Annotated in this window: 7 protein-coding genes and 1 pseudogene; 4 read left to right on the top strand and 4 right to left on the bottom strand. The window is 65.7% G+C overall.

The window, feature by feature from the left end; translation table 11 throughout:
* Nucleotides 1-252: pseudogene (locus tag K1Y73_RS20975) on the bottom strand (GNAT family N-acetyltransferase); the annotation flags it as partial.
* A gap of 228 nt (nucleotides 253-480) precedes the next feature.
* On the opposite strand from K1Y73_RS20975, the gene ctaD reads away from it, so the two are divergent.
* From ctaD to K1Y73_RS20960, 3 genes are all read left to right on the top strand, one after another.
* A complete protein-coding gene (gene ctaD / locus K1Y73_RS20970) occupies nucleotides 481-2,151 on the top strand; it encodes a cytochrome c oxidase subunit I (RefSeq protein ID WP_225030310.1) in 1,671 nt (556 codons plus the stop codon).
* A 146-nt stretch (nucleotides 2,152-2,297) separates the two neighbouring features.
* Nucleotides 2,298-2,882, top strand: a complete 585-nt coding sequence (locus tag K1Y73_RS20965) for a hypothetical protein (RefSeq protein ID WP_225030309.1) — start codon at nucleotides 2,298-2,300, stop codon at nucleotides 2,880-2,882.
* A 190-nt stretch (nucleotides 2,883-3,072) separates the two neighbouring features.
* Nucleotides 3,073-3,567 carry a DUF2244 domain-containing protein gene (locus K1Y73_RS20960; protein WP_225030307.1) on the top strand — a complete coding sequence of 165 codons (495 nt, stop codon included), beginning with the start codon at nucleotides 3,073-3,075 and terminating at the stop codon, nucleotides 3,565-3,567.
* 88 nt (nucleotides 3,568-3,655) lie between these two features.
* On the opposite strand, the gene K1Y73_RS20955 is transcribed toward K1Y73_RS20960, so the two are convergent.
* From K1Y73_RS20955 to K1Y73_RS20945, 3 genes are all read right to left on the bottom strand, one after another.
* On the bottom strand, nucleotides 3,656-3,979 hold the full coding sequence (locus K1Y73_RS20955; RefSeq protein WP_225030305.1) for a YnfA family protein: 324 nt from the start codon (nucleotides 3,977-3,979) through the stop codon (nucleotides 3,656-3,658).
* A 79-nt stretch (nucleotides 3,980-4,058) separates the two neighbouring features.
* Complete coding sequence (locus K1Y73_RS20950; protein WP_225030304.1) at nucleotides 4,059-4,250, bottom strand: DUF3008 family protein; 192 nt, start codon at nucleotides 4,248-4,250, stop codon at nucleotides 4,059-4,061.
* Between the two features lie 142 nt (nucleotides 4,251-4,392).
* Complete coding sequence (locus K1Y73_RS20945; RefSeq protein ID WP_225030303.1) at nucleotides 4,393-4,860, bottom strand: GatB/YqeY domain-containing protein; 468 nt, start codon at nucleotides 4,858-4,860, stop codon at nucleotides 4,393-4,395.
* 178 nt (nucleotides 4,861-5,038) lie between these two features.
* Between K1Y73_RS20945 and carA the strand changes: the two genes are divergently transcribed.
* Nucleotides 5,039-6,193: a glutamine-hydrolyzing carbamoyl-phosphate synthase small subunit gene (gene carA / locus K1Y73_RS20940; RefSeq protein ID WP_225030302.1), complete on the top strand. Its 1,155-nt coding sequence runs from the start codon at nucleotides 5,039-5,041 to the stop codon at nucleotides 6,191-6,193.
* Nucleotides 6,194-6,419 lie beyond the last annotated feature (226 nt).

Here is a 6,419-nt window from a genome sequence, read left to right as displayed (position 1 = left end):
AAAGCCCGTCGCATCGACGGTGATGAAGCCCACCGGCGCCGCCCCGCCCCCCGGCGCCGCAGCCGCTTCGGCCACGAAGCCCTGCATCCCGGCCAGCCGCGCTTCCCAGCGCTGCGGATCGGGCGCATCCCCGGCCCAGGCCCGCCGCTGCGCGGCCGAATACAGATCGCGCGTCCCTTCCTGCACGGCGAAGAAGAAGATCCGCGCCGCCTGCGCCGCGTCGCCCGGCCCCAGTTCCCGTATCGTGACCATCCCCGCCCCGTATCCCCGCCCCGGCCTGCCCTGCCCTCGCCCACCAGCTTCTCAGCTTCCGCCGCGGAAGGGAACCGCCGCCGCCGCCCCGGCCCCGGCTGCGACGTTTCGTGTTGATCCAGATCAATTTCCCTCGTTGCCCCTGCCGCCTCGCGAAGATATTACCAAGCTTGGACATCCGACTCCGCCACAAGGGGCCGGGCGAGGGAACAGCAACGGGAGCAGCCTATGGCCGACGCCGCCATTCACGGCCATGACCACGGGGAGAAGGGATTCTTCACCCGCTGGTTCATGTCGACGAACCACAAGGACATCGGGATCCTCTATCTTTTCACCGGCGGGCTGGTCGGCCTGATCTCGGTCATCTTCACCGTCTACATGCGGATGGAGCTGATGGAGCCGGGCGTGCAGTACATGTGCATGGAAGGCATGCGCCTGACCGCCGCAACCGTCGACCAATGCACGCCGAACGGCCATCTGTGGAACGTGACTGTCACCGCCCACGGCATTCTGATGATGTTCTTCGTCGTCATCCCCGCGCTGTTCGGGGGCTTCGGCAACTATTTCATGCCGCTGATGATCGGCGCGCCGGACATGGCCTTCCCGCGCATGAACAACCTGTCCTACTGGCTTTATGTCGCCGGCACCGCGCTGGCCGTGGCCTCGGTCTTCGCGCCGGGCGGCAATGAGCAGATGGGCTCGGGCATCGGCTGGGTCCTGTATCCGCCCTTGTCGAACAATGAGGGCGGCTATTCGACCGACCTTGCGCTGTTCGCCGTTCACCTGTCGGGCGCCTCGTCGATCCTGGGCGCGATCAACATGATCACCACGATGCTGAACATGCGCGCACCGGGCATGACCATGCACAAGGTGCCGCTGTTCGCCTGGTCGATCTTCGTCACCGCCTGGCTGATCCTTCTGTCGCTGCCGGTTCTGGCCGGTGCGATCACCATGCTGATCACCGACCGCAATTTCGGCACCACCTTCTTCAAGCCCGAAGGCGGCGGCGACCCGATCCTGTATCAGCACATCCTGTGGTTCTTCGGCCACCCGGAAGTCTACATCATCGTCATCCCGGCCTTCGGCATCATCAGCCACGTCATCTCGACCTTCTCGAAGAAGCCGATCTTCGGCTATCTGCCGATGGTCTATGCCATGGTCGGCATCGGTGTTCTGGGCTTCGTCGTCTGGGCGCACCACATGTACACCGTGGGGATGAGCCTGACCCAGCAGCGCTACTTCATGCTGGCGACCATGGTCATCGCCGTGCCCACCGGCATCAAGGTGTTCAGCTGGATCGCCACGATGTGGGGCGGCTCGGTCGAGTTCAAGACGCCGATGCTGTTCGCCTTCGGCTTCCTGTTCCTGTTCACCGTGGGCGGCGTGACCGGCATCGTGCTGTCGCAGGCCCCGATCGACCGCGTCTATCACGACACCTATTATGTCGTCGCGCACTTCCACTATGTCATGTCGCTGGGCGCCGTTTTCGGCATCTTCGCCGGGATCTATTACTGGATCGGCAAGATGTCGGGCCGCCAATACCCCGAATTCCTGGGCAAGATCCACTTCTGGCTCATGTTCATCGGTGCGAACCTGACCTTCTTCCCGCAGCACTTCCTGGGCCGTCAGGGCATGCCGCGCCGCTATATCGACTACCCCGAGCAGTTCGCCTACTGGAACCACCTCTCGTCGATCGGCGCCTTCATCTCCTTCGCCTCGTTCCTGCTGTTCATCGGCATCGTGTTCTACACGCTCTTCGCCGGTCGCCGTGTGACCGAGAAGAACTACTGGAACGAATATGCCGACACGCTGGAATGGACCCTGCCCTCGCCCCCGCCCGAACACACGTTCGAGCAGCTGCCGAAGCGTGAAGACTGGGACAAGAGCCACGCCCACTAAGTTGCGAAAGGCCCCGGGAAACCCGGGGCCTTTTGGTTTTGGGGCACCTGCTCATTGGCGGCAATGGAGTCCATTGCTGCCGGTCGCTTGATAGAGTGGCCGCGAAGTTATCGAGTGGGCATCGGTGAGTACGGAGATTGAATGTGATGCCCTATCGATTGTCCGGCCACTTCTACGCAACGCCAGTCATCACAGATCGGACCCCGCATCATCGGTGTCCGGCGTGTCGCCTGCTTTTGTCAGTAGAGCCCATCAACCTGGACACCACGTTTAGAGCAACGACCGGCGATCTGTGTGCCACTTCGGACGGGTTCTGGATCGCGACCGCAAAGTTTAAACGCGTTTACGACGAGGAAAAATTGGAAGGCGCGGATTTCCTGCCGCTCTCTTCAAAGCAGTTCATATTTCTCCCACGTCAGAGGGTCCGCCTGCACCGAGCTGGCTCGGCGGCGGATGCCCATGGCCCGATCTGCGAGGCGTGCGGAAACCCAAGATATCACTTGGCAAACCGCTTTGACCTGGCTCTTGATGAGAGGGACCACCTTGGTGATCGGGACGCCGCGCTCGGATCGCGAGACTTCATCATGGAGGTCGACGCAAGACGAGGCGCTTTCATATTCGAAACCATTCTCGTGGGAGACGCCTTTGCGGCTGCGATGCGGGGGAAACGAATGAGGGGCCTCGCATTCAACAAGTTGATTTCACCTATCGAATACGACGCAGCATCGTAACTTTGTCCGCAAAGCGGGCCTGCCAGCCGTCAGCGCAAAACCCCTGCCCTGGGGAACAGCGGCGCTAGCCGCCCGGGCAGCGCCCGACCGCCCCCCCACGGTCGGGCCCTGCCCTGCCGGCGCGCAGGGTGCCTTGCGCTTCCCGCCCCTGCCGGGTCAAATCCCGGGAACCGCAGCCACACCACGCCCCATGCCCTACGAATGGCTCCCGCCCGAGACCGGCCCCGACGGAGAAACCCGCCGCCTTCACCTCTGGCCCCATCGCCCGCTCACCCAGCGCGGCTTCGTCTGGTTCATCGCCGGCACCGCCGGGCTGATCGCTGTGCCCTTGCTGGCCGTCCTCGGCTCGCCCGTCCTCTGGGCGCTTCTGCCCTTCCTCGCCGCCGCCATCGCCGCGATCTGGGTCGCGCTGCGCAAAAACGGCCGCGACCGCGAGATCCTTGAAGAGCTGACCCTTTCCCCCGCCCGCATCACCCTGACCCGCCATGACCGGCAGGGCCGCCGCGACTGGCAGGCCAATCCGCATTGGGTGCGCCCGCATCTGCACCGGCAGGGCGGCCCGGTGCCGAACTACCTGACCCTGCGCGGCGGCCCGCGCGAGGTGGAACTGGGCGCCTTCCTGTCGGAAGAGGAACGCATCGCGCTGCACGCCGACCTGACCCGCGCCCTCGCCGCCCTGCGCTAACTGCCCCTGCCCCCTTCCTCTCTGCAAAAATATCCCACGGGGGTCCGGGGGTGTGAAACCCCCGGCCTTGTCCGCCTCGGCGCGCCGCTCAGCCGCCGCGCGGCCCGAACAGGATCACCGCCGCCCCCAGCAGGCAGATCGCCCCGCCGATCACATCCCAGCGATCCGGCGTCCGCCCCTCGACCAGCCACAGCCACAGGATCGAGCCCGCCACATAGACCCCGCCATAGGCCGCATAGGCCCGCCCCGCCGCCTCGACCGGGGCCAGCGCCAGCAGCCCGGCAAAGACCGCCAGCGACAAAAGCCCCGGCCCCAGCCACAGCGGCGAGGCGCCCTGGCGCCAGACGGCCCAGACCGCGAAACAGCCGGCAATCTCGGCCAGGGCGGCCAGCGGATAGATCAGGAAAGTCATGGCCGGCACTGTGCCTCGCGCGGGACGCGAAGACCAGCCCGAGGATGACCGCAACGGGGTGCCTCAGAAGGAAGGGGCCTCAGTCGGCTTCCGGCGCCCGTTCGGGCAGGCCGTCATGCGGGGTGGCGGCCAGGTCTTCCAGCTCGGCCTCGGTCATGTCGCGAAACATCTCGCGCGAGGCGCCCTTCAGATCGCTGATCTTCGCCTCGCCGCGCTTGGCGGCCAGAGCGGCACCTGCCGCACGTTGCTGGGCTTTTGATGTGGCGGGCATGGCGGCATCCTCCGGTCGGTGATCCGCCGGATCAACGGCAAAGACCCGCCCCGGGTTCCGCGCGCCAGAAACAGAGACGAAAGGAAGACGCAAGGAAGACGCAAGGAAGACGCGAAAAAGACGGCCGAAAGGCCGGCCCGGCTCAGCCGAAGCGCGCCTTCACCACCGCGCCCACGGCGCCGAAATCCATCTGGCCGGCATATTTCGCCTTCAGCGCCGCCATGACCTTGCCCACGTCGCGAATGCTGGCCGCGCCGGTTTCCGCCATCGCCGCCTCGACCGCGGCCGAGACTTCCTCGGCCGTCATCTGCCGCGGCAGGAATTCCTGGATCACCTTGATTTCGGCCAGTTCCTTCTCGGCCAGTTCCAGCCGCCCGCCCTCTTCATAGGCGCGCGCCGATTCCTGACGCTGCTTGACCATCTTGCCCATCAGCGCCACGATCTCGGCATCCGAGACCTCGGCCCCCGACCCGCCATCGCCCTCGCCGCGGCTGGCGATGTCGCGGTCCTTGATCGCGGCATTGATCAGCCGCAGCGTGGAAAGCCGGTCGGCCTCCTTCGCCTTCATCGCTTCTTTCAAAGCGGCCTGCAGACGCTCGCGCAAAGACATCGGTCGCCATCCCCATGGGTTCCAAGGCGCGAACCATAGCGCAAGGCCCCGGGCTTTGCAACTGCAGCACGGAAGGCCAACCATCTGAAAACAAAGGAAATTCCTTTTACCGCAAACCCTTGACCCCGCCCGCCAGCCTCTTTAGGTTCGCGCCAATTTGCCGATAGGAGAGTCGTCCATGCCCGCCCCGCGCGATGCTACCGCCTGCCTGGCCCTTGCCGATGGCTCTCTGTTCTACGGCAAAGGCTTCGGCGCCGTCGGAGAAACCGTCGCCGAACTGGTCTTCAACACCGCGATGACCGGCTATCAGGAAATCATGACCGACCCCTCTTATGCGGGCCAGGTCGTGACCTTCACCTTCCCCCATATCGGCAATACCGGCGTCACGGCGGAAGATGACGAAACCTCGGCCCCCGCCGCCGCCGGCATGGTGGTGAAATGGGACCCGACCGAGCCGTCGAACTGGCGCGCCACCGGCGAATTGCAGGCCTGGATGGAAAAGATCGGCCGGATCGGCATGGGCGGCGTCGATACCCGCCGCCTGACCCGCGCGATCCGCCAGCAGGGCGCCCCGCATGTGGCGCTGGCGCATGATCCCGAAGGCAAGTTCGACATCGAGCGGCTGGTCGCCAAGGCGCGCGGCTGGAAGGGTCTGGTCGGGCTGGATCTGGCCAAGGACGTGACCTGCGCGCAAAGCTATCGCTGGGATGAAAAGCGCTGGGCCTGGCCCGAGGGCTACAGCCGGCGCGACACCCCCGGCCTGCGGGTCGTGGCCATCGACTATGGCGCCAAGCGCAATATCCTGCGCTGCCTGGCTTCGGCCGGCTGCGAGGTCACCGTCCTGCCCGCCACCGCGACGGCCGAGGATGTGCTGGCGCTGAACCCCGAAGGCGTCTTCCTTTCGAATGGCCCGGGCGACCCGGCCGCGACCGGCGCCTATGCGGTGCCGATGATCCAGGGCGTGCTGAAGGCCGATCTGCCGGTGTTCGGCATCTGCCTTGGCCATCAGATGCTGGCCTTGGCGGTCGGCGCCCAGACCCGCAAGATGAACCACGGCCACCATGGCGCGAACCATCCGGTCAAGGATCTGACCACCGGCAAGGTCGAGATCACCTCGATGAACCACGGTTTCACCGTCGATGCCGATACGCTGCCCAAGGGCGTGGTCGAAACCCATGTCTCGCTGTTCGATGGCACGAATTGCGGCATCGCCTTGAAAGACAAGCCGGTCTTCTCGGTGCAATACCACCCCGAGGCCAGCCCCGGCCCGCAGGACAGCTATTATCTGTTCGACCGGTTCGCCGCCGCGATGCAGGCGCGTCGCAGCGCCTGAGCCACGCTAAAAACCGGCCGCGCCCTGCCGCGGTCGGGCAGATCTTAACCCCGCGTTAACCGCCGGCCCGCAATCTGGGCGGGTTGGGCCACGGGGTTGGAATGGTCTCTGCCGCTCGGATCAGCTTTGGCAATCGCAGCCCGCGCGGGGCGGAAGGCCCGGTGCTGGGCCTGCTGCGCCGTCTGCCGGGGCCGCAGCCCCTGCCCCAGACCGGGCCCGCGCCTGC

The sequence above is a fragment of the Xinfangfangia pollutisoli genome, from assembly GCF_020179405.1.
Lineage (GTDB): Bacteria > Pseudomonadota > Alphaproteobacteria > Rhodobacterales > Rhodobacteraceae > Pseudogemmobacter > Pseudogemmobacter pollutisoli.
This window is presented reverse-complemented; position numbering and strand designations above follow the sequence as displayed.